At 64.3% G+C, this 23,890-nt stretch carries 20 protein-coding genes; 3 read left to right on the top strand and 17 right to left on the bottom strand.

The window, feature by feature from the left end:
• Nucleotides 1-135 precede the first annotated feature (135 nt).
• Nucleotides 136-1,122 carry an SLAC1 anion channel family protein gene (locus AC22G6_RS13120; RefSeq protein ID WP_487367137.1) on the bottom strand — a complete coding sequence of 329 codons (987 nt, stop codon included), beginning with the start codon at nt 1,120-1,122 and terminating at the stop codon, nt 136-138.
• Between the two features lie 80 nt (nt 1,123-1,202).
• Nucleotides 1,203-1,847 (bottom strand): peroxiredoxin, encoded by a 645-nt coding sequence (locus AC22G6_RS13115; RefSeq protein ID WP_487367136.1) that lies wholly within the window; start codon nt 1,845-1,847, stop codon nt 1,203-1,205.
• A 396-nt stretch (nt 1,848-2,243) separates the two neighbouring features.
• Here AC22G6_RS13115 and AC22G6_RS13110 point away from each other — a divergent pair, with 396 nt between their 5' ends.
• Entirely contained in the window at nt 2,244-2,636 is a 393-nt protein-coding gene (locus tag AC22G6_RS13110) for a DUF6858 family protein (RefSeq protein WP_487367135.1), read from the top strand.
• Between the two features lie 11 nt (nt 2,637-2,647).
• A complete protein-coding gene (locus AC22G6_RS13105) occupies nt 2,648-3,331 on the top strand; it encodes an MBL fold metallo-hydrolase (RefSeq protein ID WP_487367134.1) in 684 nt (227 codons plus the stop codon).
• Between the two features lie 12 nt (nt 3,332-3,343).
• On the opposite strand, the gene AC22G6_RS13100 is transcribed toward AC22G6_RS13105, so the two are convergent.
• The 15 genes from AC22G6_RS13100 to AC22G6_RS13030 all read right to left on the bottom strand — a co-directional run bounded on the left by AC22G6_RS13100 (nt 3,344) and on the right by AC22G6_RS13030 (nt 22,355).
• A complete protein-coding gene (locus tag AC22G6_RS13100) occupies nt 3,344-4,153 on the bottom strand; it encodes a ferredoxin--NADP reductase (RefSeq protein WP_487367133.1) in 810 nt (269 codons plus the stop codon).
• Nucleotides 4,154-4,566: 413 nt separating this feature from the next.
• Nucleotides 4,567-4,836: a hypothetical protein gene (locus AC22G6_RS13095; protein ID WP_487367132.1), complete on the bottom strand. Its 270-nt coding sequence runs from the start codon at nt 4,834-4,836 to the stop codon at nt 4,567-4,569.
• A gap of 371 nt (nt 4,837-5,207) precedes the next feature.
• Nucleotides 5,208-6,548, bottom strand: coding sequence for a dihydrolipoyllysine-residue acetyltransferase (gene aceF, locus AC22G6_RS13090; protein ID WP_487367131.1), 1,341 nt, complete (start codon nt 6,546-6,548; stop codon nt 5,208-5,210).
• Nucleotides 6,549-6,575: 27 nt separating this feature from the next.
• Nucleotides 6,576-9,266: a pyruvate dehydrogenase (acetyl-transferring), homodimeric type gene (gene aceE, locus AC22G6_RS13085; RefSeq protein WP_487367130.1), complete on the bottom strand. Its 2,691-nt coding sequence runs from the start codon at nt 9,264-9,266 to the stop codon at nt 6,576-6,578.
• Between the two features lie 263 nt (nt 9,267-9,529).
• Nucleotides 9,530-11,305, bottom strand: coding sequence for a dihydrolipoyl dehydrogenase (lpdA, locus tag AC22G6_RS13080; protein ID WP_487367129.1), 1,776 nt, complete (start codon nt 11,303-11,305; stop codon nt 9,530-9,532).
• Nucleotides 11,306-11,440: 135 nt separating this feature from the next.
• On the bottom strand, nt 11,441-12,619 hold the full coding sequence (locus AC22G6_RS13075; protein ID WP_487367128.1) for a cystathionine gamma-synthase family protein: 1,179 nt from the start codon (nt 12,617-12,619) through the stop codon (nt 11,441-11,443).
• A gap of 47 nt (nt 12,620-12,666) precedes the next feature.
• On the bottom strand, nt 12,667-13,659 hold the full coding sequence (doeB, locus tag AC22G6_RS13070) for a N(2)-acetyl-L-2,4-diaminobutanoate deacetylase DoeB (RefSeq protein ID WP_487367127.1): 993 nt from the start codon (nt 13,657-13,659) through the stop codon (nt 12,667-12,669).
• 5 nt (nt 13,660-13,664) lie between these two features.
• A complete protein-coding gene (gene doeA, locus AC22G6_RS13065; RefSeq protein ID WP_487367126.1) occupies nt 13,665-14,852 on the bottom strand; it encodes an ectoine hydrolase DoeA in 1,188 nt (395 codons plus the stop codon).
• Nucleotides 14,853-14,892: 40 nt separating this feature from the next.
• A complete protein-coding gene (gene doeA / locus AC22G6_RS13060; protein WP_487367125.1) occupies nt 14,893-16,080 on the bottom strand; it encodes an ectoine hydrolase DoeA in 1,188 nt (395 codons plus the stop codon).
• Between the two features lie 25 nt (nt 16,081-16,105).
• Nucleotides 16,106-17,095, bottom strand: coding sequence for a cyclodeaminase (locus AC22G6_RS13055; RefSeq protein WP_487367124.1), 990 nt, complete (start codon nt 17,093-17,095; stop codon nt 16,106-16,108).
• Between the two features lie 179 nt (nt 17,096-17,274).
• The gene (gene ehuR / locus AC22G6_RS13050) at nt 17,275-18,672 is read right to left on the bottom strand and encodes a MocR-like ectoine utilization transcription factor EhuR (RefSeq protein ID WP_487367123.1); all 1,398 of its coding nucleotides are present in this window, start codon (nt 18,670-18,672) and stop codon (nt 17,275-17,277) included.
• A 60-nt stretch (nt 18,673-18,732) separates the two neighbouring features.
• Nucleotides 18,733-19,719: a hydroxyectoine utilization dehydratase EutB gene (gene eutB / locus AC22G6_RS13045; RefSeq protein WP_487367122.1), complete on the bottom strand. Its 987-nt coding sequence runs from the start codon at nt 19,717-19,719 to the stop codon at nt 18,733-18,735.
• Complete coding sequence (locus AC22G6_RS13040) at nt 19,716-20,480, bottom strand: maleate cis-trans isomerase family protein (RefSeq protein WP_487367121.1); 765 nt, start codon at nt 20,478-20,480, stop codon at nt 19,716-19,718. The genes eutB and AC22G6_RS13040 overlap by 4 nt, the downstream gene beginning before the upstream one ends.
• A gap of 12 nt (nt 20,481-20,492) precedes the next feature.
• The gene (locus AC22G6_RS13035; RefSeq protein ID WP_108974172.1) at nt 20,493-21,773 is read right to left on the bottom strand and encodes a TRAP transporter large permease; all 1,281 of its coding nucleotides are present in this window, start codon (nt 21,771-21,773) and stop codon (nt 20,493-20,495) included.
• A 12-nt stretch (nt 21,774-21,785) separates the two neighbouring features.
• Nucleotides 21,786-22,355: a TRAP transporter small permease gene (locus AC22G6_RS13030; protein WP_487367120.1), complete on the bottom strand. Its 570-nt coding sequence runs from the start codon at nt 22,353-22,355 to the stop codon at nt 21,786-21,788.
• Nucleotides 22,356-22,694: 339 nt separating this feature from the next.
• Between AC22G6_RS13030 and dctP the strand changes: the two genes are divergently transcribed.
• A complete protein-coding gene (gene dctP / locus AC22G6_RS13025; protein ID WP_108974176.1) occupies nt 22,695-23,732 on the top strand; it encodes a TRAP transporter substrate-binding protein DctP in 1,038 nt (345 codons plus the stop codon).
• The last annotated feature ends 158 nt before the right edge of the window (nt 23,733-23,890 follow it).

Raw genomic sequence — 23,890 nt, 5'->3', positions numbered from 1 at the left:
CAGGGACGTGGCGCGATTGTCGTGGGGCGCGGATGGGGCGGCTCGACTCGTCGATTGCATGGGTGTTCACCTCCGGCCGCCCTCCAGCTTGCAGACACCTGCTGCGCTTCCCGCTGGCCCGGCGGCGGGCCGCATTTACTCGGGTACGCAGATCTGCTCCCGTTTCGCGGCGATCAGTGTTTTCCAGCTCAGCACGATCACCACCGCTGACAGCAAGGCGAGCAGGGCCCACCCAAGGCCGGCATAGAAAACGAGGCCGCTGCGCACATGCATTTCGAAGGTGGCGATCGCCATCGCAGCCAGAGGGAAAGAGTAGGCCCAGGCCGAGATGAAGAAAGGCAGGCGCAGGAAGCGCAGGGCGTTGCTTGCCAGCAGCAGGGTGAGGAAGAGCGCAACGAAGTACAGCACGCGCGCCGCGCCATCGAGTGAATCGGTCAGCGCGAGATAGGAGATGAAACCCACTGCCGGCGGTGCGATAAGGATGAACAGGGTGGGTGTGAGGCGTGCCGGAAGCGCTTCATGGAAGAACAGGCGATAGAGCACGATGGTCAGGAGCACCAGCCAGAACACCAGCCCGATGCTGAAGAAGAACCAGCTGATGTCGGGCGGTGCATAGCGTGCGCCGGCAATCGGCACCAGGATATTGCCCACCACCGGAATGAACCACGCGGGGTTGGCGTGCTTGATGTCGTAATGCGTATGGTGAATCCAGTTGCTCATCGCGGACAGCGTGAACAGCAGGTGGGCGATCGCGCCCACGCCCCACATGTACCGCGCAACGCCGGGCGCAGTCGATGTCCAGGCGATAGACAGCAGGATGAGGCCGATGGATATGGCGGGAAAGAAGTTCAGCCGCACCGGGTGCGCGTGTTCGGCGGCGACGGCGTCCGGATGGCGGAGCAGCTTCATCGCGTACACGATGAGCAGTAAGACATACAGGCCGCTCGTGAGCAGGCGCAGCGATTCGCCGATCACCGCGGGGGCGCCGCCGACATGGGCGGCCTTGATCCAGGCAATGCTCAGTCCGGCCATCCCCATTACGGTGGAAAAAAGGGCAACCGGGAAGTGCTCAAGCCTTGATTCAGCGCCCGGATGTGGTTTGACTGATGCAGAGGCGGTCACGGTTTGATACTCCGATTCAATGTTGAGGTTCGACCCCCGGCCGGTTCGCACACGGGTGCATGCGAACCGGCTTTCAGGGCTTACAAGGACTTGGTCGAGTAGTACCAGTCGACCGTGTCGTAACCTTCGGAAGCCCGTTTGTTCGCAGCATCTGCGGTCTTTGGTGGCGGCACGATGACGGGTTTGCCCGGACACCAGTTCTCGGGCGTGGCGACACCATTTGCATCGGAGGTCTGCAGTGCCTGCAGCAGGCGGACGAACTCGTCGATGCTGCGACCATTGCTCATCGGATAGTAGACCATTGCCCGCAGAATGCCATTGGGATCAATGAAGAAGGTCGCGCGCACGGCCTGCGTGTCGGCTGCGCCCGGATGCACCATGCCGTAGGCGCGGGCGACGTCCATCTTGATGTCTTCGATGATCGGGAAGGGGATCTCGACGCCGAATTTCTCCTTGATGTTGCGGGTCCATGCGAGGTGCGAGAACAGGCTGTCGATCGACAGGCCAAGCAGTTCGCAGCCCATTTCGGAAAACTTCGGCGCGGCATTGGCGAAGCCGATGAATTCCGTCGTGCATACCGGGGTGAAGTCTGCCGGATGCGAGAACAGGATCAGCCACTTGCCACGGTAGTCCTCCAGCTTGCGGTCGCCATGCGTGGTCTTGGCGTTGAAGGCGGGCGCGGGGGCGTTCAGTTGTGGGAAGCTGGCTTGTTGTTCGTTTTCCATGATCATTCTCCTCTAGGGGCAGTGCCGGCTGTCTCATCTTCCGTGCCGGCGCCTTGCGATTGCCGGGGCACACGCGATGTGCTGTGCCTCCGTCATTCCAACAGCAAGGCATGTGCCTGAATTCCCGAACCACGACGGGGGTGCCAGAGCGCTTTGTTTTTGTGGGGAATTTCCTGAGGCAGGTTTCGCGAAACCCGTCGCGCGAACCGCCATCACGCCTGTTTTTCTGCCATTCGCTGCCGAAATGGCAGTGGCGGTTTTCGGGGCTGTTTGCGCCGGGATTCTGCAAGTGTCTGTTGAAGAACATCTTTGTTGATGACGGAGGAGTGGCACGAGACTTGATAGAGGCCTGTTGCCTGGCCGAATTGCGCCGGTCTCTTTGACAGGAACCCAGCCATGAAGAACAAGCTCCTCGCAGACAAATACCCCATCCACGTTCTGGAGCTCGAAAAGAGCGAAACCCCTCACGCCCACCTCGACGAACTGCTACGAGCCCTGGAGGCGAAGGCAGAGGTGGATCCGGGCGTCGCGATGATTGCGATCTTCGATCACTTCGCCCACACCACGGTGCAGGGGGGAGAGATCCGTCCGGACATCCTTGCGGCGAAGAACCTGATCTTCTGTTTCGGCCCCAAGTTGCCCGACCCGGCAATGATGGCCGTCCGGCCGCGCTCGATCGGTATCGCCGAACTGCCGGACCGCTTCGTCATCAGCTTCCTGGAAGCGCCGATGCCGGAAGCCAATCGCAAGATGACGGAGTGGGTTCTCGGTCTGCGCGGCGCAGCCTGAGCCAGACGACCATGATCGCGAACGGTGTTCCCGTGATCTTCAGGCCGGTCGAGGGGCACGCGACCGGCCAGATTGGCTATGTGCTGGGTGATTCCGCTGACGGAGTTGCAGTCGTTATCGACCCGCCAGCAGGCGAAACCGAACTGATCCTCGCGCTGCTCACCGAGAGCGGCCTGCGCCTGGTCATGGTGTTGCGCACCCATGTGCATGCGAACGACACCGGGAACTGTGCCGCCTTGTGCGAGCGAACCGGTGCTGTGCTGGTGAGCGGTGAAGCCGCGCGCAATGGATCAGATGCGGTGCGCCGGGTGGTTCATGGCGATGTGCTGACATTCGGGACGCAGGTCATACGCGTGCTTGCCACCCCGGGCCACACGTCGAACTGCGTCAGCTACCTGTGGCACGACCGGCTCATGTGTGGTGACACCTTCGACCTGGGCAGTTGTTCCGCTGAGGGCAGCGAGGCGAATCCGGCCGAGCTGTACGACAGCCTGACCCGACACATCTTCCCTTTGCCCGATCAGGTTCTGGTCTTTCCGGCCCACGCGATGAAGGCCCGCCGTGTTGCAATGCTGGCGGAACTGAGGGCGCGCCTGACGCCAGTGCTCGCCAGAGGGCGCGATGCCTTCATCACCGAAATGGCATCGCGGCAGCGGAGCGGGCCCGCAGGGTCGGGATCGTCGCGCGCGTACTAGCGCCGTACGCCGCTACCAGTATTTCTCGAATGCCATCTGGCCGGGGGCGCCGCGACGGCTGGTGGCGAACCCGCGTGTGGCAAGCAATTGACGCAGCTCACGTCCCATTTCCGGGTTTCCGCACACCATCACGCGGCTGTCCTCCACCCGTATCGGTCGCTGCGCGTGCGCCTCGAGCCGACCGTCGGCAAGCAGGCGCGGAATGCGATCACTGAGTTCCTTAGCGTCGGCGTCCCGGGTCACGATGGGAATGTAGCTGAGCTTTGCCCGCGCATCGGCACACAGGGCTTCGTCCGGCATCGCCGCGATCTCGTCACGATAGGTGAGTTCGTCGGCGTGGCGCACGCTATGAACGACGATCAGGCGCTCGAAGGCCTCCCACTGTGCCGGGTCGCGCAGGATCGAGATGAAGGGGCCGAGCCCGGTCCCTGAGGCCAGCATCCACAGGTCGCGCCCCGGCGCGAGTTGCGGGGTGGTCAGGAAACCGAAGCAGGCCTTCTCGACGGCGATCTCGTCACCGACCCGAAGCTGTGCCAGACGCGCCGAAAATTCGCCGCCGGGCACTAGCACCGCGACGAACTCCAGGTAGTCGTGATAGTGGGCCGACACCAGCGAGTAGGGGCGCCAGACGAGGTCATCCGCTGCGCCCAGTCCAAGCCGGGCATAGTGCCCGGGCGTGAAACGGAAAGCGCGATACCGGGTCGTGCGAAACGACAGCAAGGTCGGCGTCCAGTAGTGAATCCACGTGACCCGCTCGTTTGTCCATTTGTCGATAGCGTCCGGACCCGTGGGTCTCGTTTCGGGCTCTGCGATGGTAATCATGTCGCGCCTCCTCACAATACCGCCCAGCGGCCCCTGTCGGGCGGCGTCGCTGCCGTGCCACCGTGCCTCGCGCATCTGCGCTGGATGAGGGTCGAGCCGGGCCTGACGATGCACACTCAAGGTGTGCATGGAATGTGGCTTTATCGTAAAGCGCTGTCAGGAATAAAGCAATATTTTACATGCAGCTTTAAGAGTGCGAGGTCGCCGAGCTTGAAGCCGTGTCGTTATGGAGATGGATCGGGTGCGGCAGATTGCTGGCTTGTGCGGGTGCTCAGTGCCGGTTCATCCGTAGCGCGGATGCCATGGAACGGTGGCTGGTGTCAGGCTTGCAGGAAAAAGTGGGAGAGAAACGAAAGGCGAGCAGGTGTTTGCTCGCCTGACTGTCGGTGCGGACCAACTGGGGTCACCCTGGGCTATTTGCCCTTGGAGATTCCGAACAGGCCAAGCACGCCTTCGAACGCCTGCGCGCTGGCTTTGGGATCGTAGCGATCCAGCAGCTTCTGCTGACTGGCCAGGTTCTGAGGCGGCGTTGCATCGAGTATTGCCCTGCGCTCGAGCAAGATGGCCTGGTGCATCTGCTCGGTGACGAATGCAAAAGCAATGGGCTGAAAAAGCCCGTCGCCACGCGGCAAATGAAATCGCGGATTGGCTGGAAGAATGTTTTCGTTTGTATGGCTCTTCATGGCGCCTTGATGTTGTTTGTCCCGTACATGTTTTTATCCCTGCCGGATTTTAATTGCCTTGATGCAGGTCACGTTTCACGTAATTATAAATATTATGTATCCGCCATCCAAGTCGAGTTGTGCGCGCGGGATGCTTATCGTATTCAAACAGACCAGACCCGTTCCGGCCTGTGCTGCCTCACAGCAGTCGCCTTGCCCCGACCTGCACTGACCACTTCTGTCGCGAGCGTGGGCCGTTTCATCGCCCCTTCCGCGCCCAGTTGGCGCCTTAACGCATGCGAAGGGGGAATTCTGTCCTGACCACGACTGCACTGCGGCCCACCATGAACGTGGGCCGCAGTGCAGCAACACGAGGCGGCTTCCCGGCGTACTCAGCCGTCCAGGCTGATACGCCGAAAATCGCCGAGTATGCGTTGCAGATGCACGAGGAAGCGCGCGGCGAGCACCCCGTCGACGACGCGGTGGTCCCATGACAGGCACAGGGGCAGGATCAGGCGCGGCACGAACTGTTTGCCGTCCCAGACCGGTTTCATCTGCGCACGCGTGACGCCGAGAATCGCGACTTCGGGGGCGTTGATGATTGGCGTGAATCCGGTCCCGCCGATGCCGCCGAGGCTCGATACGGTGAAGCATCCGCCCGACATGTCTGCGGGGCCGAGCTTGCCGTCGCGAGCCTTTTTCGCAAGCGCGGCAGCCTCTGCCGCGATGTCGTGGAGGCCCTTGCGGTCGGCGTCGCGGATCACCGGCACGACGAGGCCGTTGGGCGTATCGGCCGCGAAGGCGATATGGAAGTAGCGCTTGTAGACGAGGTTCTCGCCGTCGAGGCTGGCATTGAACTCGGGGAATGCCTTCAGGGCCGAAACGCAGGCCTTGATCAGGAAGGCGAGCATGGTGAGCTTCTTGCCGCTTTTTTCGTTTTCCGAGTTGAGGGCGATGCGGAAGGCCTCGAGGTCGGTGATGTCGGCCTCGTCGAAGTTGGTTACGTGAGGGATGACGATGGCGTTGCGCGACAGGTTGGCGCCCGAGATCTTCTTGATGCGCGACAGCGGCATCGATTCCACGGGGCCGAACTTCGCGAAATCGACCTTGGGCCAGGGCAGCAGGTCGAGCCCACTGCCTGCGCTGGCGGCTGCCGGTGTCTTGCCCGGCACGATGCCGGACTGCATCGAGGCCTTGATGTGAGCGCTCACATCTTCCCGCGTGATCCGGCCGTTGCGCCCGCTGGGGCGCACTGTTGCGAGGTCGACGCCAAGCTCGCGCGCGTAGTGACGAACCGAGGGGCTGGCGTGCACCTTGCCGCCCGCCGGAAGGGGCGGCGCGGGCACGGCGGCCGGGGCTGATGACGAGACCGGCACGGCTGGCGCGGACGGAGAGGACGCGGACTGCGCTGCGACCACGGGCGCTGGCGCGGCGGGCGTGCTCGCCGGCTCTGTGGGGGCGTCCGTTTGCGCGGGCGCGGCAGCTGCGTCAGCGGAGGCGTCCATCGTGATCAGCAGGCTGCCTTTGGACAGGCGGTCGCCCACCTTCACCCGCACTTCGCGCACGATGCCGGTGTGCGGAGACGGCACGTCCATCGTGGCCTTGTCCGACTCCAGGGTGACGATGGGTTCGTCGGCCCTGATCGAATCGCCAGCTTGCACCAGCACCTCGATCACCGGCACGTCGTTGTAGTCGCCGATGTCCGGGACAAATATTTCCAGGGCTTGGGTCATAACGGTTTCCTGATGTCGAATTGCGGCTTAGTAGCCGAGCGGGCTGGGTTTGTCGGCGTCGATGCCAAGGCGCTCGAGCAGCCCCTTCAGGCTGTCCGCGGGCAGGGCGCCTTCGGCGACCAGGCTCTGGACCGTGGCGAGGGCGATGTAGCGTGCATCGATTTCGAAGAAGTCGCGCAGGGCCACCCGGGTGTCCGAGCGACCGAAACCGTCGGTGCCGAGCACGGTGTAGTGGCCAGGAACCCAGTTGCGAACCAGGTCGGCATAGCTGCGAACGAAGTCGGTGGCAGCCACCACCGGGCCACCACCGGCGAGCTGGGTCGTGACCCAGGGTTCGCGCGGTGTTGCCTCGGGGTGCAGCAGGTTCCAGCGGTCGCAGTCGATGCCGTCCTTGCGCAGTTCGCCAAAGCTGGTTGCACTCCACACGTCGGTGGCGATGCCGAATTCCTGCTCGAGGAGATCGGACGCAGCGATGACCTGACGCAGGATGCTGCCGCTGCCAATGAGCTGGGCACGCGGCCGGTCGTCGGCCGCGCTGCCGCGCAGACGGTAGAGGCCGCGACGGATGCCTTCTTCGGCACCGACCGGCATGGCCGGCTGGGGATAGTTTTCGTTGTACAGGGTGATGTAGTAGAAGCCGTTGTCGGCCTCGCTCATCATCTTGCGCACGCCGTCTTCGACGATCACCGCCACCTCGTAGCCGTAGGCCGGATCGTAGGCGCGGCAGGTCGGAATCGTTGCCGCGTAGATGTGGCTCTGGCCGTCCTCGTGCTGCAGGCCTTCGCCCGACAGCGTGGTGCGCCCGGCGGTGGCGCCGAGCAGGAAGCCACGCGCCTGCGAATCGGCTGCGTTCCAGATCAGGTCGGCGACGCGCTGGAAGCCGAACATCGAGTAGAAGATGTAGAACGGCAGCATCGGCTCGTTGCTGTGCGAGTAGGCCGTGCCGGCGGCGATCCAGGAGGCCATCGAGCCCGCCTCGGAGATGCCTTCCTCCAGGATCTGGCCCTTGACGTCCTCACGGTAGAACGCGAGCTGATCGCTGTCCTGCGGCGTGTATTGTTGCCCCCAGGGCGAGTAGATGCCGAACTGGCGGAACATGTCCTGCATGCCGAAGGTGCGGGCCTCGTCGGCGACCACCGGCACGATGCGCGGGCCGAGCTGGCTGTCGCGCATCAGCTTGTTGAGCAGGCGCACCAGCGTCATCGTGGTCGAGATCTCACGCTCGCCCGAGTCCGCATGGAAAGGAACGTAGATGTCGGGTTGTGACAGGGCGACCGGCTGCGCCTCCCGGCTGCGCGAAGGCACGTAGCCGCCGAGCGCAGCACGGCGCGCCTGCAGGTACTTCACCTCGGGGCTGTTCTCGCCCGGATGGAAGTAGCGCAGCTCGTCGAGGTCCTGGTCGGACAGCGGCAGCCCGAAGCGCTCGCGGAAGCGTTCGAGGTCGGCGCGGGCGAGCTTCTTGGTCTGGTGCGAGGTATTGGCGCCCTGGCCTGAGGCACCCATGCCGTAGCCCTTGGTGGTCTGCGCAAGAATCACCGTCGGCTGGCCGCGATGGGCCACGGCTGCGGCGTAGGCAGCGTAGACCTTGCTGGGGTCGTGACCGCCGCGCTTGAGCGCGTCAATCTCGTGGTCGGACATGTTCGCGACCAGCGCTGCCAGCTCGGGATAGCGCGAGAAGAAATGCTCGCGGTTGTAGTGACCGTCGGTGGCGGAGAGCTTCTGGAACTCGCCATCAACGGCTTCGGCCATGCGCTTCAGAATCCAGCCCTCGCGGTCGCGAGCAAAGAGCACATCCCAGTTGCTGCCCCACAGGCACTTGATGACGTTCCAGCCTGCACCGGCGAACAGCGTTTCGAGTTCCTGCACCACGTTGCCATTGCCGCGCACCGGGCCGTCGAGGCGCTGCAGGTTGCAGTTGACCACGAGCACCATGTTGTCGAGCTGCTCGCGTGCGGCCAGCGAAATGCCGGCCAGCGACTCGGGCTCGTCCATCTCGCCATCGCCAACGAAGGCCCACACCCTGCGATCGCTCGGCGCGGCAATGCCGCGGTGTTCCTGGTAGCGCTGGAAGCGCGCCTGGTAGATCGCGCTGATCAGGCCAAGACCCATCGAGCCGGTCGGGAACTGCCAGAAATCAGGCATTAGCGTCGGGTGCGGATAGGACGACAGGCCACGGCCGATGCCGCCTGAGACTTCACGACGGAAATGTTCGAGGCGGTCTTCGGACAGGCGTCCTTCGAGGAAGGCGCGTGCATACACACCCGGTGAGGCGTGCGCCTGAAAATAGACCAGATCGCCCGGATGGGTGTCGGTGCGGCCGCGGAAGAAGTGGTTGAAGCCGACCTCGAACAGATCCGCGATCGAAGCATAGGTCGCGATATGGCCGCCAAGCTCGGCATGCGCCTTGTTGGCGCGCGACACCATGGCCAGCGCATTCCAGCGGTGGATGGCCGTGATCCGGGCTTCCATGTCGATGTCGCCGGGGTAGGGCGGCTGCGCATCGACGCCGATGGTGTTGCGGTACGGCGTGGTGTGCCGGGTGTGGAAGCGTCCACCCGCGCAGCGGCCGGATTCGATCAGGCGATCAAGCAGGTATTCGGCGCGACCGAGTCCGTCGCGTTCGACCACTTCAGCGAGGCTGTCGAGCCAGTCCTGGGTCTCATCGGCATCGGCGTCGGGACCGAAGGTCTTGTTCGTGGGCGACGGGTGGTGTGTCATGGGCGCGCTTCCTTTGGTGTTAACTCGGGCATCGCGATGCGGGGCTGGCCGTTTGCGCGATCGTTGATGAAATGCAGTTTAGGGGGGGTGGGATAGCCGGGCGAATGACCTAGGACACTGTGTTCAGTGTTCTTTGACGGGCGGTGGCAGTGGCTGCGGACTGCCCGGGTACAGCGTGCCGGGCCTTGCCCGGAAGGTCGCGTGTGTGCCTGCACGGAAAAGGGGGCGCCGTGGCGCCCCCTTCGGAATGACTGACTGCAGCCTTACTTCCTGCGCATTGGCGGCAGGTCGGTACAGCTGCCGTGGGCCACTTCCGCTGCCATGCCTATCGTCTCGCCCAGGGTCGGGTGCGGGTGGATGGTCTTGCCGATATCGACGGCGTCCGCGCCCATCTCGATGGCGAGACAGACTTCACCGATCATGTCGCCGGCCGAGGGGCCGACGATGGTGCCGCCGATCACACGGTGCGTGTCCGCATCGAAGATCAGCTTGGTGAAGCCGTAGTCGGCGCCGTTTGCGATCGCCCGCCCCGAGGCCGCCCACGGGAATCTGGCGGTCTCGACCTTCCTGCCCTCGGCCTTGGCCTGGGCTTCGGTGTAGCCGACCCAGGCCACTTCCGGATGGGTGTAGGCCACGCCCGGGATCACCGCGGCATCGAAGGACGACTTCTGGCCCGCGGCCACTTCGGCGGCCACGTGTGCCTCGTGCACCGCCTTGTGGGCGAGCATCGGCTGTCCGACGATATCGCCGATGGCGAAGATGTGCGGCACGTTGGTGCGCATCTGTGCATCGACCGGAATGAAGCCGCGCTCGCCGACGATCACTCCCGCCTTGCCGGCCCCGATCCTGTTGCCGTTGGGCGCTCGCCCGGCCGACTGCAGGATCATGTCGTAGCGCTGCGGGCCCTGCGGTGCGTTGTCACCCTCGAAGTTTACGTACAGGCCATCCTCCCTGGCCTCGACCGCGACCGTCCGGGTCTTGAGCATGACCGCGTCGAAGCGCTGGGCGTTCTGCTTCTCCCACACCTTGACCGCGTCACGGTCCGGCCCCTGCATCAGCCCGTCGAGCATCTCGACCACGTCGATCCGGGCGCCGAGCGAAGAATAGACCGTCGCCATCTCCAGCCCGATGATGCCGCCGCCGATGACCAGCATCTTCTTCGGCACGAAGCGCAGTTCGAGCGCACCGGTCGAGTCGACGATGCGCGGATCCTCCGGAATGAAGGGCAGGTGCACTGCCGACGAACCGGCTGCGATGATGCACTGCCTGAAGCGGATGACCTTCTTCTCGCCGGTTTTCTCCTGACCGTCGCCGGTGGTGAGCTCCACTTCCACGTGGTTGGGGTCGAGGAAGTGGCCGTAGCCGCGCACGGTCTCGACCTTGCGGGCCTTGGCCATGCCCGCGAGGCCGCCCGTGAGCTTGCCGATCACGCCGTCCTTGTGCTTTCGAAGCGCATCCACATCGACCACGGGCCTGGCGAAGCTGACCCCCGTGCTGCCCAGATGCCCGGCCTCGTCCATCACCTCGGCGACATGCAGCAAGGCCTTGGAGGGGATGCAGCCGACGTTCAGGCACACGCCGCCGAGCGTCGCATAACGTTCCACGATCACCGTCCTGAGGCCGAGGTCGGCGGCGCGGAAGGCGCCCGAGTAGCCGCCGGGGCCGGCGCCGAGCACCAGCATGTCGCACTCGATGTCGGCGGCGCCAGCATGGCTCGTCGCTGCCGGTGTGGCCGGTGCCGCTGCGTCTGGCGCAGCAACTGTGGCCGCGGCCGACGCAGCCACAGTTGCTGCCGCGGCAGCTGCCTCGACCGTGATCAGCACGCTGCCTTCGGCGACCTTGTCTCCGACGGCGACCCTGACCTCCCTGACCACGCCGGTCGCGCTCGAGGGCACGTCCATGGTCGCCTTGTCGGATTCCAGCGTGCAGATGGCGTCATCGACATTGATGCTGTCGCCGGCCTTCACGAACAACTCGATTACCGGCACGGCATCGTAGTCGCCGATGTCGGGCACTTTCACTTCAACTGTCTGACTCATTGCAAGATCTCCATGCGGACGAACGGGCGCCGCCCGGCGTGTGGGGGAGGGTGGAAGCGCCCGCGGCGCCCGCCTGCCTTGGGGGCAGTGGGCGCCGCGGGGCTCGAAGCGATTGGGAAGGCTGTGGCTTGCGCCTCAGATCTTCGCCAGCGCCTGCTCGAGGTCGGCCAGCAGGTCGTCGCTGTTCTCGATACCGGCCGAGTAGCGGATGAGGCTCTCGGGGATGCCGGCGTTGGCACGTTCCTGCTCGGTCAGCTCGACGTGGCTGGTGGTGCGCGGCGGGCCGACGAGCGTGCCCACCGAACCCAGACTGGCGGCCTTGTGCGCGTACTTGAGGTTTTCCAGCAGGGTCACCACGTTCTCGAAGCCGCCCTTCAGGGAGAAGCTCAGCATGCCGCCAAAGCCGCGCATCTGCTTCTTGGCGATGTCGTGGTTGAGGTGCGTTTCCAGACCCGGGTAGAAGACCTGATCGACCTTCGGGTGCTGCGACAGGAAGGTGGCGACCTTCATCGCGTTTTCATTGTGGCGCGCGATGCGCAGTTCCAGCGTCTTCATGCCGCGCAGGATCATGTACGCCGACTGCGGGTGCAGGGTGGCGCCGGTGATCTCGCGATAATGGAAGATCTGGTCGATCAGTTCCTTCTTGCCCACGGCCAGTCCGCCCATGACGTCGGAGTGGCCGTTGAGGTACTTGGTGGCGCTGTAGACGACGATGTCGGCACCCAGGCTGATCGGGCGCTGGTTGATCGGGGTGGCGAAAGTGTTGTCGACGACGACGATGGCGCCGTGTTCGTGTGCCATCTTCGCCAGGCGCTCGATGTCGACGATCTTCAGCGTCGGGTTGGTCGGCGTCTCGAGGTAGAGCACCTTGCAGCCCTTCTTCACTTCGCGTTCGATGGCCTCGAAATCGCTGGTGTCTACCAGGCATACGTCGACCTTGAGGCGAGGCAGGAACTTGATGAAGATCTTGTTCGAACCGCCGTAGGTGTCCTTGATCGCGACCACGCGATCACCCGGGGCGAGCAGCGCGAACAGCGTGTTGCTGATCGCTGCCATGCCGGTGGAGAAGCTGGTGGCTTCTTCGCCGCCGTCCATGATGCGGATCTTCTCTTCGAGCGGACGCACCGTGGGGTTGGTGTTGCGCGAGTAGATGTGACCCTTCTTCTTGCCCATGCCGACCTGGTGCCATTCGTCCATGTCGTCATAGCCGAAGGTGACCGAGTTATAGACCGGCAGGCAGATGGCGCCCTCGGCGAAAAGGTGTTCTTCGCCAGCCCATACCGAGCCAGTACCTGCATTCTTGAATTCGTTCATGTTTCTTTCTCCTTGGGGGGTGTGTTTCGGGTGCGGTTGCGGATGGGTCAGGCAACGATTTCGGCGACCACCGCGAGGGTGTCGCCGCGGGTGATCAGCCCGGGGAAGTGGCGTGCAGCAAGGATGCCGCTGCGGCGCGCGCGGTACTCGACAGGGGGTTCGCCGGTGCGGGTCACGTCATGCACGCGCGCGACCACCTCGTCCTGTTCGATGCGGTCGCCGAGGTCGCGGCACATCTCGAGCAGGCCGTCGTGCAGACTGGTCACATAGCAGTCGCCGTCGGGCATGTCGAGGGTGATGGTGTCGCGATGCTCGACGCGGCCTGCGCAGATGCCGGCGTGAATCAGGAACTGGCGCACGCCACGGTCAGCGATTGCGGCGCTCCTGGCCGTCGCGCTGCCGCCGCCGCCGAGTTCGGTCGAGACGAAGACCTTGCCGGCGGATTCCGCTGCGGTGTCGAACATGCCGACGCTGTCGAGTTCGAGCAGGCGCATGGAGTAGGGCGCATTGAAGGCCTGCATTGCGGTCTCGCAGCGCGCCTGCTGGCCCTTGTCGTCGAGCACGTGGATGGCGGCGAACGGCAGGAAATCCAAGGTCTTGCCGCCGGAGTGGATGTCCAGCACGTAGTCGGCGAGCGGCAGCAGATGGCGCTGCACGTAATCGGCGATCTTCTCGGTGACCGTGCCGTCCGGCCTGCCCGGAAAGCTGCGGTTGAGGTTGCCGCGGTCGATCGGCGACGTACGCGTGCCGGCGCGGAAGGCCGGATAGTTCATGTAGGGCACGATGATCACGCGGCCACGCACGTCGTTGGCAGAGAGCGTCGCTGCGAGCTTGGTGAGTGCGATCGGGCCTTCGTATTCGTCGCCATGGTTGCCGCCGGTCAGGAGCGCAGTGGGACCGTCGCCATTGCGGACCACCGTGACCGGAATCATCACCGCGCCCCATGCGGCGTCGTCGCGCGAATAGGGCAGCTTCAGAAAGCCGTGCTGCACGCCGTCGCGCTCAAAGTCGACCGAGGCACTGATCGGGGAGGGTTTCATTGCGCTCATTCCTTGACGAAGAGTTTGCGCGGCGTGTTGCACAGGGTCTCGACGCCGGTTTCGGTGATGAGGATGCTTTCGGTGATCTCGAGGCCCCAGTCGTCTTCCCAGATGCCGGGCATGAAGTGGAAGGTCATGCCGGGACGCAGTTCGGTGCGGTCGCCGGGTCTGAGGCTCATGGTGCGTTCGCCCCAGTCGGGCGGGTAGCTCGCGCCGATCGGGTAGCCGCAGCGGCTGTTCTTCTCGATGCCGTAGCTCTGCAGCACCTTGAAGAAGGCGTTGGCGATGTGCTCGCAGGTGTTGCCCGGGCGGGCAGCGTCGAGGCCGGCGTGGATGCCTTCGACCACGGCTTTCTCGGCCTCGATGAAGTGCTTGGGCGGGCGGCCGAGGAAGACGGTGCGCGACTGCGGGCAGTGGTAGCGGCGGTAGCAGCCGGCGATCTCGAAGAAGGTGCCGGCACCCGAGCGCATCGGGCTGTCGTCCCAGGTCAGGTGCGGTGCGGCGGCGTCGGCCCCGGTGGGCAGCAGCGGCACGATGGCCGGGTAGTCGCCGCCGTGACCGTCAGCGCCTTCGATGCCGGCGGCGTAGATGCGGGCGACAAGCTCGTTCTTGCGCATGCCGGGCTCGATGGTGTCGACGATGGTCTGGTGCATGCGCTCGACGATTTTCGCGGCGATGCGCATGTATTCGATCTCGCGCGGCGATTTCACGGCGCGCTGCCAGTTCACCAGTGCGGTGGCGTCGACAAGGCTGGCCTGCGGCAGGTTCTTCGCCAGCGACAGGTAGGCGGCAGCGGAGAAGTAGTAGTTGTCGAGCTCGACCCCGATGCGCTTGCCGGCCCAGCCGCGCGCGGCGATGAGCTCGCTGGCGAGGTAGTCCATCGGGTGGCGTTCGGTCGACTGAACGTACTGGTCGGGGTAGCGCACGATGTCCGCGGCCGACATATAGACGGTGCGGTCGGCGCCGTTACCGTCCATGCCACGGCCGAACCACACCGGGTCGCCCTCAGGGCCGACGATCACGCACTGGTGCACATAGAAGGACCAGCCGTCGTAACCGGTGAGCCAGTACATGTTGGTCGGGTCGGTGACGATCAGCACCTCGATGCCGCGTGCCTCCATCGCGGCGCGGGTCTTGGCGAGACGGGCCGTGTATTCGGCGCGCTCAAAAGGCAGGTTTACGTCTTGTGGCATGGGTTTCTCCTTTTCCTGGTCGCAGCGGGGGCTCCCGCGCTCATTCCTTGACGAAGAGTTGTCGTGGCGTGTTGCACAGGGTCTCGACGCCGGTTTCGGTGATGAGGATGCTTTCGGTGATCTCGAGGCCCCAGTCGTCCTCCCAGATGCCGGGCATGAAGTGGAAGGTCATGCCGGGTCGCAGTTCGGTACGGTCGCCGGGTCTGAGGCTCATGGTGCGTTCGCCCCAGTCGGGCGGGTAGCTCGCGCCGATCGGGTAGCCGCAGCGGCTGTTCTTCTCGATGCCGTAGCGCTGCAGCACCTTGAAGAAGGCGTTGGCGATGTGTTCGCAGGTGTTGCCCGGGCGGGCAGCGTCGAGGCCGGCGTGGATGCCTTCGACCACGGCTTTCTCGGCCTCGATGAAGTGCTTGGGCGGGCGGCCGAGGAAGACGGTGCGCGATTGCGGGCAGTGGTAGCGGCGGTAGCAGCCGGCGATCTCGAAGAAGGTGCCGGCACCCGAGCGCATCGGGCTGTCGTCCCAGGTCAGGTGCGGCGCGGCGGCGTCGGCCCCGGTGGGCAGCAGCGGCACGATGGCCGGGTAGTCGCCGCCGTGGCCGTCAGCGCCTTCGATGCCGGCGGCGTAGATGCGGGCGACAAGCTCGTTCTTGCGCATGCCGGGCTCGATGGTGTCGACGATGGTCTGGTGCATGCGCTCGACGATTTTCGCGGCGATGCGCATGTATTCGATCTCGCGCGGCGACTTCACGGCGCGCTGCCAGTTCACCAGCGCGGTGGCGTCGACAAGGCTGGCCTGCGGCAGGTTCTTCGCCAGCGACAGGTAGGCGGCAGCGGAGAAGTAGTAGTTGTCGAGCTCGACCCCGATGCGCTTGCCGGCCCAGCCGCGTGCGGCGATGAGCCCGCTGGCGAGGTAGTCCATCGGGTGGCGCTCGGGTGACTGCACGTAGTGGTCCGGGTAGCCGACGATGTTGGCTTCGGCGATCCAGGCGGTGCGGCGCGCGCCGTTGGCATCCTGCCCGCGACCGAACCACACCGGCTCGCCCTCGGGGCCGACGATCACGCACTGGTGCACATAGAAGGACCAGCCGTCGTACCCGGTGAGCCAGTTCATGTTGGTCGGGTCGGTGACGATCAGCACCTCGATGCCGCGTGCATCCATCGCGGCACGGGTTCTGGCGAGACGGCTGGCGTACTCGGTGCGTTCGAAAGGCAGGTTGATGTGGTCGGGCATGGGCGCTCTCCGGTCTGGCGCGGTATCAGGATTCGAATGCGGTGCCATACCCGCCGGCGACGGCCCGCGAGAAGGCGAGGGTCGCAATGGCGGTGTCCTGGGCGCCGGTGCCGGTGAGGTCGCAGATCGTCACTTCGTCGCGCTGCGTGCGGCCCGGCGTCTGCCCGGCGATGACCTGACCAAGCTCGGGAAAGTGCGCGTCAGCGGCGACGACGCCGGCCTCGATGGCGTGATGCAGTTCGCCGAGCACGCGCACCTGGGCGAGGCGGTCAGCGACATAGCGTGCTGCGGTCAGCGCGGCGGGGGCGATCTCGTTCTTGTGTTCGGCATCCGAGCCCATCGCGGTGATGTGCAGACCGGGGTGCAGGTGGCGTGCCTCGATCAGCGGCGCATGGCTGGGCGTCGTCGTGATCGCCACGTCGGCGCCGTCGAGCGCTGCATCGATGTTTTCGCAGGCGCTCACCGGGAAGCCCAGCGCGTGCGTCATCTCTTCGGCGAAACGCTGTGCGGCCTCGGCGCGCGGTGCCCACACCGTGGCCGATGTGATCTCGCGTACCAGGGTCAGCGCCTTCAGCTGCAGTCGCGCCTGCTCGCCAGCGCCGATCACGGCGGCACGGCGTGCATCCTCGCGTGACAGCCAGCGGGCGGCGACAGCGCCTGCGGATGCGGTACGGACCGCTGTCAGGTAGCCGTTGTCGAGCAGAAGCGCCTCGGGCACGCCGGTGCGGGCTGAGAGCAGCACCATCAAGCCATTGAGGCTGGGCAGGCCAAGCCTGGGGTTGTCGAAGAAGCCCGGACTCATCTTGATCGCAAAGCTGTCGAGGCCCGGCAGGTAGGCGGTCTTTACATCGACTTCGCCGTTGTGCGCCTCGATGTCGAGCCGCAGGATCGGCGGCATGACGACCTTCTCGGTGGCGAGCAGGCGGAACGCGTTTTCGATGCAGTCGACTGCGGCCGCGTCGAGCGTGACGCATGCGCGCAGATCGGATTCGCTCAGCAGAATGACTTTCGACATGCAGCCCTCTTTGGTCCGGATAAGCCCGGCCGGTGCGCCGGGGATTGAGGTCCAGTGTAGGAGGGCGAATCGGGGGTTCTGCGTGTCCTAGTGCAATGCGCAAAATATTCTGCCATTGCTGCAGGCGCGTTGCGGCGCCGGGGCTGGCGAGGCGTGCGCCCCGACCGGCCGGCGGACGTTCACAGGTAGTGGTGAACCTGCGGATACTGGCGGAAAATGTCTGCTGTTGTCGCCAGCGCACCGTTGATCCGGACGTCACTGTCGTCCGCTCCAAGGCAGATGCGAATGGCGTTCGGACGCGGCGTGCCGAGGGTCAGGAAAGGGTCAGGCGATGTGACTGCGACGAGGTGATGGCGCAACTGTTCTACCAGGCTGTCGAGCTGCCAGTGCTTCGGCACCCCCACCCATGCGGACAATGCTGCGGGGTGATTCGACAGGGTAAATTCGCCGAGATGCTCCTCGACCATCCGGTGGCGCAGCGCAAGGTGCTCGCGCTGCAAGGCGACCAGCCGGGACGCGGTGCCGTCTGCGATCCAGCGTGTCGCGACCTCGGCGAGCAAGGGGGTCGCCATCCAGCAGTTGACGCGCAGAATGCTCTCTACACGCAGTGCGAGACGCCGTGGCATCCTGAGGTAGCCGGTGCGAAGTCCCGTCAGTACGGACTTCGTGAAGCTCGTCAGATAGAAGCCCAGTTCCGGAATATGACTGGTGATGGGGTGCGGGCGCTGGGTGAGCAATGGCCCGAACACGTCGTCCTCGATCACATACACGCCGTAACGCTCTGCGATGCGGGCGATTGCACGCCGACGCGAGTCCGACATCAGGGCGCCGGTGGGGTTGTTCAGGTTCGGCGTGCACACCAGTGCGGTGATCCGCTCATTGGCGCACATGTCTTCGAAATGGTCGGGCTGGATACCGTACTCGTCGGAGTCCAGCCCCTTGAGGGTGAAGCCCAGCACCTGTGCCGAACCGATCACGCCATGGTCGGTGATGCTGTCGGTGAGAACGGTGTCGCCGGGGCTCACCAGTGAGGCGAGGGCGAGGAACTGCGCATGCGAGGCGCCGTTCGTGATCAGCAGCGTTTCAATCGAAGCCTCGACCCCCAGCCCCGCGACCCACTCGACGCCCGCTGCGCGGTGGTGCTCAAAGCCGGCAATCGGCCGGCAGGCGCGCATCCACGGCTGTTCCGGCTGGGCTGCGAGGGCTGCACACGCCTCCCGCCACGCATCTTCATGCGCGTCGGTGTACACCATGCGGGCAATGGAAAAGTCGATCAATGAACGTTCGGCGCGATCAAGCATGTAGCTCGCGACCTTCTCGGTGACGCGCTTTGCGACAAAACTCCCGCGCCCGACCTCACATCGGATCACGCCCGTCTGCTCAAGCTCCTTGTAGGTGTTGGTGACCGTCTGCACGCTGATGCCGAGCTTGTGGCCGACTTCGCGTTGCGGTGGCAGGCGGGTGCCCTCGGGAAGCGCGCCGCTCTCGATGTCGGCGGCGATCGCCTGCACGAGGATCTTGTACTTCGACTCCCCGCCGCGCGCTGCGTCCAGCGCCTTTCGCCATTGCTCCATCATGGAATGCTCCTCCCTCAGCCCTGCGCCCGATGGCCGTTCGGGGCTGGCGTGGTTACTGGCTTACGTGGCGTCGTCATCAAGCTGTTCGCAGATGAGCTTCCGATGCAGCGCCATGTCGATGTTCTGTCCGCTGGCGACAACAACAGTGGTGCCGGTGTTGGCGACGCACCCGCTCAGCAGCGCCGCGATGCCGACGGCTCCGCTGCCTTCGAGGATGAGCCGCTCCTCGCGATAGGCATGCCTGATCGCGCGCGCGATCGCTTCTTCAGAGACTAGCACTGTCTCATCGACAAGTTCCTGGGCCATGCGGAAGGTGTGGCGATTGTCCAGGCCGATGCCGCCACCCAGTGAATCGGCAAGTGTCTCCAGTTCTTCGACCTGCACCGGCCGGCCGGCGGCGAGGCTGGCGTGCATTGCACAACCCCGTTCCATGGTGACGCCGATGACCCGGATGTTGCGCGACGCGCTCTTCATTGCGAGCGCAACGCCGGCGATCAGTCCGCCGCCCGACAGGGGGACGAGCACGGTGTCGACACTCGGCAGGTCGTCGAGGATCTCGAGGCCGGTCGTACCCTGGCCGGCGATCACGTCGGGGTGATCGAAGGGCGGCAGCAGGGTGAGTCCTTCGGCTGCGATGAGGCGTGCCACCTCCTGCTCGGCCTCGTCTTGGCTCGCGCCGGTGATATGCACCTCGGCGCCGAGTGCGCGGATCGCCTCAACCTTGTTCGACGGCACCAGGCGCGACATGCAGATCACGGCGCGCACGCCCAGTTGCCTTGCTGCATATGCGAGCGCGCGGCCGTGGTTTCCGGTGGAGACGCCGATCACGCCGCGCGCGCGCGCTGCATCGTCGAGCGCGAGCAGCGCATTTGTCGCCCCGCGCAGTTTGAAGCTGCCGGTGGTCTGGCGGCATTCGAGCTTCAGATGCACCGGCGTGCCAAGCCTGCCGGACAGGCTTTCGGAGGCTACGAGCGGGGTGTGCAGCACATGGCTGCGGATGCGGTGGCGGGCGCGGTAGAGGTCTATCAGTCGGATGTCCTGGGTCATTGCGGTGTGCGTTCCTCTAGGGTGTCGAACAGCCGGCCGGGGGCAGCAGGTGCGGTGAGGCCGATGAGGTCCAGCGTGTGCCAGACGATCGCCTGGTTGCTGGTGACCACTGGCCGGTCGAGCGCGATCTCGAGCGCTTCCACGGCGAGGCTCGAACGCAGCGCAGTGCACGAGATGAACAGCGCATCGGCCTCGGGGGCCATCGCACGGATTCCCGCCTCCACGATCGTTTCCGGCGGGATCGCAGTCATCGCGTAGTCGTCGTCCATGTCGAGGCCCGACACATTCAGCACGTCCAGCCCGCGGCTTGCGTAGTAGTCGCCAAGCGCGCGGTTTACGTCTGCACGGTAGGGGGTCAGGATCGAGACGCGGCGTGCGCCGAGCCGCGCCAGCGCCGCGAGGCTCGCGGTGACCGGTGTGGTCTGGTGGTGCGATGGCTTGGCACGGCCGAGCAGTGCGAGTGTCTCGGCCTCACCCAGCGCAATGGTGCCCGAGGTGCAGCCGTATGCGACGACGTCGAGCGTGAGCCCCGGCAGCAGATCGCGTCCGGCGCGCGGCAGATCGTCGGCGACCTCGCGCAGCGCTTCCAGTGTCATCGGGTTCGCGTGCTTGACGCGGTTGCAGTACAGCCCGATATCGGCGGGCAGCATGCGGCGCAAGTCGGCCTCACTGTTGAGATCGGTGGCCAGTCCAAGCAGGCCGACCCGGGCACGCTCGACAGCGGGTGCATGTGCAGCGGTGGGAAGAATGTCGATACGCAAGGGGTTCTCCCGTCAGCGATAGGCGAGTGTGGGCAGGGTCAGCGCGATCTCGGGGATGAAGATCAGCAGCAGCGACGCGAACAGCAGTATTGCGATGAACGGCGGCGTGCCGCGGATCACTTCCATATAGGGTTTGCGGAAGATTGCGCAGGCCGTGAAGATGTCGCAGCCGAAGGGCGGGGTGCACGAACCGATGGCCATCTGCATGGTGATGATGGTGCCGACGAGCACAGGGTCGATGCCGGCCGAATGCACCAGTGGCATGAAGATCGGCGTCATGATCAGGGTGACGACAATCGGATCGACGAACATGCAGCCAATGAAGAACGCGACCGAGATGGCGAACAGGATGGTGTAGGGTCCGGCCTCGGCAAGCCCGAGCGCGGCGATCATCTGCTGCGGGATCTGGGCAAAGGAGATGATCCACGAGAAGGCCGCACCGGTACCGACGAGGATGAACACGATGCCGGTGATGAGCCCCGTCGAATAGGCGATGCTCGGAATGTCCGAGAGCTTTACCGCGCGGTAGATGAATACTTCCAGCACAAAGGCGTAGAGCACTGCGATCGCTGCGACCTCGGTCGGGCTGAAAAAGCCGCCGTAGAGGCCGCCAACAATCAGCACCGGGAAGAAGGTCGCGAGCGCGGCCTTGCGCATCGCCCGCAGGCGCTCGCCCCAGCTCGAGCGGGGCAGCAGCGGAATGTCCTTCTTCCATGCGTACCACACCGAGAACACGGTAAACAGCGCGAGAATCAGCAGTCCGGGGCCGATGCCAGCGAGGAAGAGTTCGGCGATCGACACCTTGCCGACGATGCCGAATACGATCATGCCGATGCTGGGCGGGATCAGGAAGGCGATGTCGGAGGCGTTGATGATCAGCGCGGTCGTGAACTTGTCGTCGTAGCCGGCCTTCAGCATGCGTGGTCGCAGCGGTCCGCCGATTGCGACCACGGTTGCCTGCGTCGAGCCCGAGATCGCGCCGAACATCGTGCAGGCCACGGCTGCCGTCACCGCCAGGCCGCCACGGATATGGCCGAAGAAGGTCATTGCGAGGTCGAGCAGCCGGTTCGCGGTGCGTCCGCGGGTGACGATGTCGGCCGCGAGAATGAACATCGGTACCGTGATCAGTGCCACCGGACTGATGCCGCTGATCATCTGCTGCACCATGATGTCAGTCTTGATATTGGGGAAGTACGCGAAGAAGGCCACGAAAGTCGCGACCAGCATCGGTATCATCATCGGGAAACCCGCCAGCATCATCAGGAGCATGATGAGCAGAATCGTGAGCGCCATGGTGTTGTCCTCTTAGATCGAAGGCATGTCGACTTCGTCATGCTCACGCACACGGGGTGCGACATGGACGCTGCCGGGGGTACGCAAATTGACCAGGGCAGTGAGCCCGAACTGCAGGGTTGCGATGCTCAGGCCCAGAGGAATCCACAACAGCGTGATCCACATCGGGAACTGCAGTGCCGGGGTGACGCGACCCATCGCCTGGGTGCGCAGGATGTAGGTTGTCGCGTACCAGGCAAGCATCGCGAGCACGATGGCGGTGAGCGCCTGAATCGTGGCGAGCGCCCTGCGACGGTGTTCGAGGGGAAGCATGTCGGTCAGTGCGGACATGCGGATGTGGCGGCCCTGGCGGGCGGCCGCGCTGGTACCGACGAAGGTGATCAGCACGATCAGGAACTGGTTGAGTTCTTCGGAGAAAAACAGGCTGCTGTTGAAGCCGATGCGGGCTGCGACGTTACCCAGTGTATTGACTGCCATCAGGATGATGGCCCAGGCAAGGAGCTGCTTTTCCAGCACGGCCAGACCCTGGTCGATGCAACGTAGGGTTTGCAGGATCAGACCCTGCGAGGGCGCTTTGTCCATCTGTACCTCCTCTATCTGCAGGGCAGCTTCCCCGCGTAGCGTTGCGTGCATGAAAGTATTCCGCGGCAATAATCTGCCGGCCTGGCGGTCACAATATTTCGTTTTTTCGACAGGGTCAGTCTATGTGGGAGGGGTGTGTCAAGCTAATGCACTAGCACAATATTGACATCGCACCTTTGATGTGCATGTGCACCATTCTGGGGTTCGATTTTGGTGCGTATTGAAAGTGTTCTAGTGCAATGTCAGGGGGATGTCTTCGGCGTAATCTCGAATCCGTGTCGAGTTGCCGCAACGGCGGTGCCAGGCCCACTCAATCCACTCAGAACAGAGGACGAAACAATGGCCATCAGTCAGACCCTCAAGCAATTGTTTGCCGGTGCGGCGATCAGTCTTGCAACAGTCGGCATTGCAAGTGCCGAAGATTGGAAGTTCGCGGTCGAGGAAGGACCAGGCGATGTTCAGGCGCTGTACGCCGAGCAGTTCAAGAAACTGGTCGAGCAGCGCACCGACGGCAAGGTGAAAGTGACGATCTACACCTATGGCCAGCTCGGAAACGAGAATGACCTTACCGAGCTCACGGCGGCTGGCGCGATTCAGTTCTCGAACGCGTCGCCAGGCCACCTTGGAACCTTCGTGCCCGAGGTTCAGGTGCTGAGCCTGCCTTTCCTCCTGCCCAAGGCGGATGCGCCGAAGGCTGCCGTGCTGTCAAACAGCAAGGCACTTTATGGCTCGCTGGCAAAGGACTTCGCGGCCAAGGGACTCAAGCTCTTTACGGTCTATCCGGAAGGCGAGATGATCTGGACGACCAAGAAGGAAGTGCGGACGCCTGCTGACCTGGGTGACGTGAAGTTTCGCGTGATGACCTCACCGATCCTCATCGAGCAGTTCAAGCTGTACGGTGCGAACCCGGTCGCATTGCCATGGGGCGAGGTCTACGGTGGTCTGCAGATGAATGTCATTCAGGCCCAGGTCAACCCGGCCTTCTTCATCGAGAGCGCCAAGTTTCACGAAGTCACCGACCATCTGATCTACGTTGGTGACGTCGAGTACACGACCACCGTGGTTGCCAACGCCGACTTCTACGAATCGCTCTCGCCCGAGCGCAAGAAGATGCTCGCAGCGGTACGGGACGAGCTGCAGCAGTACATTCTGAAGACGGAGCGGGAGAAGAATGCTGCAGCGGTCGACAAGATGCGCAAGGATAATCCCAATTTGAAGGTTGTCACGCTCACCGATGCCGAGCGCGAAGTGTTCCGCAAGCGCGCCGAACCGCTGGCCGAGAAGCTGGTTGGCATGGTTGGCGGCCGTACCGGTGCCATTCTGAAGGAGCTCAAGGCGGACATCGATGCAGCGGTAAAGACGATGGCGGCCAACTGATCGAGCCGCTGCGCCAAGCGCGCGGATGAGATGAAAACGGAGCGGGCCTGGAAGGGTCTGCTCTGTTTTTTTCAGGCAGGGGGCGCTGGGCGGTCGAGTGCTGAAGGCAGGTGTCGCTGGTGCGAAGAGGCCTTGATCCGGGCGAGATCGGTGAGCTG

This window comes from Parazoarcus sp. PS-13 R2A, assembly GCF_057621855.1.
This window is presented reverse-complemented; position numbering and strand designations above follow the sequence as displayed.